This is a genomic window from Spirillospora sp. NPDC049652 (assembly GCF_040675125.1).
Lineage (GTDB): Bacteria > Actinomycetota > Actinomycetes > Streptosporangiales > Streptosporangiaceae > Spirillospora.
On record NZ_JBFAOF010001012.1, the window covers coordinates 1 to 2463 of the forward strand.

Here is a 2463-nt window from a genome sequence, read left to right on the forward strand (position 1 = left end):
CGCCGCCGACCGCCTTGCGCAGGTCGGCCTGGCCGACGGCGGCCTCGATCGCGGTGCGCTGGACGGTCGAGAACGCCTCGGCGACGCTCTCCACCTCGGCCGACCGGCCGACGGTGAGCGGCGGCGCCTCGACCGCGACGTCCACCTCGTCGCCGCGCTTCAGCCGCGTCACCACGTCCGGGAGGCGCTGGTCGGCGAGGTCGTGGGCGGCGCTCTGCAGTCCGCGCAGCTCGCGGACGATGCGCCGCCCGAACCGCAGCATCAGCAGCGCGGTCAGCACGAACGCGGCGAGGCCGATGCCCGCGATGAGGGCGAGCCGCAGCAGGGTGTCGTCGGAGGTCCGCTTGGCGTCGGCGGCGAGCGTGACGCGCGACTTGCCGAGCGCGCCGTCCATCTGCTGCAGGTAGCCGCCGACCGCGGTCTGCCACGTCGTCGGGCTCATCTTGAGCCTGGACGACGTGGGAACGGCCAGGACCCTGTTCTCCACCGCGGTGAAGTTCTTCATCTCGGGCGAGCCGAGCGCGTCCTTGTACGGCGCGCCGTTGGCCGCGTTGAACTCCGAGAGGCTGGTCTGCTCCAGGTACCGGCGCTCGAACACGAGCTGGGCGATGGCGGTGCGCTCGTCCGCGCTCATCCGGCCGCCGCCGACCAGGACGCCGCCGACGAGCGCGGCCTCGCGTCCGGCCAGCTCCATCGCCCGGGACATGCCGGTCAGGTGGTAGGCCTGCTGGTAGCCGTTCTCGGCGACCAGCAGGTAGATGAACCGGAAGTGCGAGTCGAGGATGTCGTTGTAGGCGTCGAACGCGGCGAGCTTGTTGAACGCGCCGGAGTCGACCTGGCCGCGCACGGTGTTGATCCGGTTGAGCTTGTCGATCAGGACCGCGAGCCGCTGCTTCATCAGCGGCGTCAGCGTGTCCTGGAACGACCCGGACCGGGCGGCCTTGTTCATCTGGACGATCGTGCCGTCCATGCGCTGGCGGACGGCGTCCATCGCCTTGCGCGGCTGCTTGTGCTTGGCGGCGAGCCACACGACCGACTCCTGGCGCTCCTGCGCCAGGGTGATCAGCATGGGCTGGACGGCGTTGCCGTAGATCTTGTTGGCGGTGTCGATGTTCCGCTGGTCGATCGCCTGGCTCGCCACGCTCTGCGCGGCGAAGGCCCAGAGCACCACCAGCGAGACCAGCGGGATGACGAGCATGCTGTAGAGCGAGAACTTGATCGAACGTCGTCGAGAGCTCTTCACGGGGGTCGTCTCTCAAGCTTGGGGAGCATCGGGCGGGGACGAAAACTCGGGCCACCATAGCCGTTGAATTGATCATTTGTCTGGTTTTGTGGATCTTGCTCGGCCGGTGGTGCGATCATGTGGCGACGTTCGGTGACGTCCCCGCGGGCACCGCGGGCGTCCCCGGACGCGAGCCCTGACCCCCGACGAGAGGAACTCCCGTGACGCCGCAGCGGGGCGAACCGACCGACCGGCTCGACCGGCTCGACTGGCTGATCGACGGCCTGGTCCGCCGCGTGCCGCAGGTGACCCGGGCGGTCCTGCAGTCCGCCGACGGCATCCTGATGGGCGCCTCCGCCGGCCTGGGCCGCGAGGACGCCGAGTACCTGTCCGCCCTCGCCGCCGGCCTGCAGAGCCTGGCCCGCGGCGCCCAGACCCACTTCGGCGCGGGCGAGGTGCACCAGACGATCATCGAGATGCGGGACGCGTTCCTGTTCGTCACCGCGGCGGGCGAGGGCGCGTCGCTGACCGTCCTCAGCGACGCGGACGTCGACCCGGCGCAGATCGGCTTCGAGATGACCGTCCTGGTCCGCCAGGTCGGCGAGCACCTCTCGTCCCATCCCCGCATGGCCTGACCCGGCCAGTCGCGCCCCGCGCGGACGCGCGTCCGACGCGGGCGCGGCCGCTCAGCGCGGCCGGGAGGCGAGGTCCCGCTCGCCGGTCTCCGCGAGCTTCGCCGAGGGGGCGACCACCTCGTCCGGGGCGAGGGGGACGTGGTACCCGAGGCTGCCCACGACCCGCTTCGTGTGCTCCACGACGCGCCGCTCCGGCGAGTCGGCGGTGAGGGCCTGGAGCCTGACGGGTGGGCCCGGCCTGGCATAGGTCGGGACGAACGAGGGCTCGGACGTCCACCGCCCGGCCGCGTCCCGCGTGAACGTGAACCGCGCGACGAGCCCTTCATGGGTGCCCTCGGCGTTCGCGGACGGATTGGCGACCTGGTTGCCCATCCCGTACGCGACCCACTTGCCGTGGAGCCGCTCGAAGGGCTGGACGACGTGGACGTGGTCGCCGAGGATCAGATCCACGTCGGGTGACCGCAGCAGCGTCCTCGCGAGCCGCCGCTGCCCGGCCGTCGCCGCGTGCTGGTACTCCTCGCCCCAGTGGAGGCTGACGATCACGACGTCCGCGCCGGCCTCCTTGGCGCGCGCGGCGTCGGCGAGGATCCGGCGCGAGCCGAGCCC

At 71.7% G+C, this 2463-nt stretch carries 3 protein-coding genes; 1 reads left to right on the top strand and 2 read right to left on the bottom strand.

The window, feature by feature from the left end; genetic code table 11:
• Positions 1 to 1243: nitrate- and nitrite sensing domain-containing protein (locus tag AB0J52_RS36180; RefSeq protein WP_500187418.1), on the bottom strand; the 1243-nt coding region annotated here is incomplete at its 3' end.
• Positions 1244 to 1443: 200 nt separating this feature from the next.
• Between AB0J52_RS36180 and AB0J52_RS36185 the strand changes: the two genes are divergently transcribed.
• Complete coding sequence (locus tag AB0J52_RS36185; RefSeq protein WP_500187419.1) at positions 1444 to 1857, top strand: roadblock/LC7 domain-containing protein; 414 nt, start codon at positions 1444 to 1446, stop codon at positions 1855 to 1857.
• Positions 1858 to 1908: 51 nt separating this feature from the next.
• Here the strand turns inward: AB0J52_RS36185 and AB0J52_RS36190 are convergent.
• Positions 1909 to 2463, bottom strand: a 555-nt coding sequence (locus AB0J52_RS36190) for a CapA family protein (protein WP_500187420.1), incomplete at its 5' end; no start/stop codon positions are given.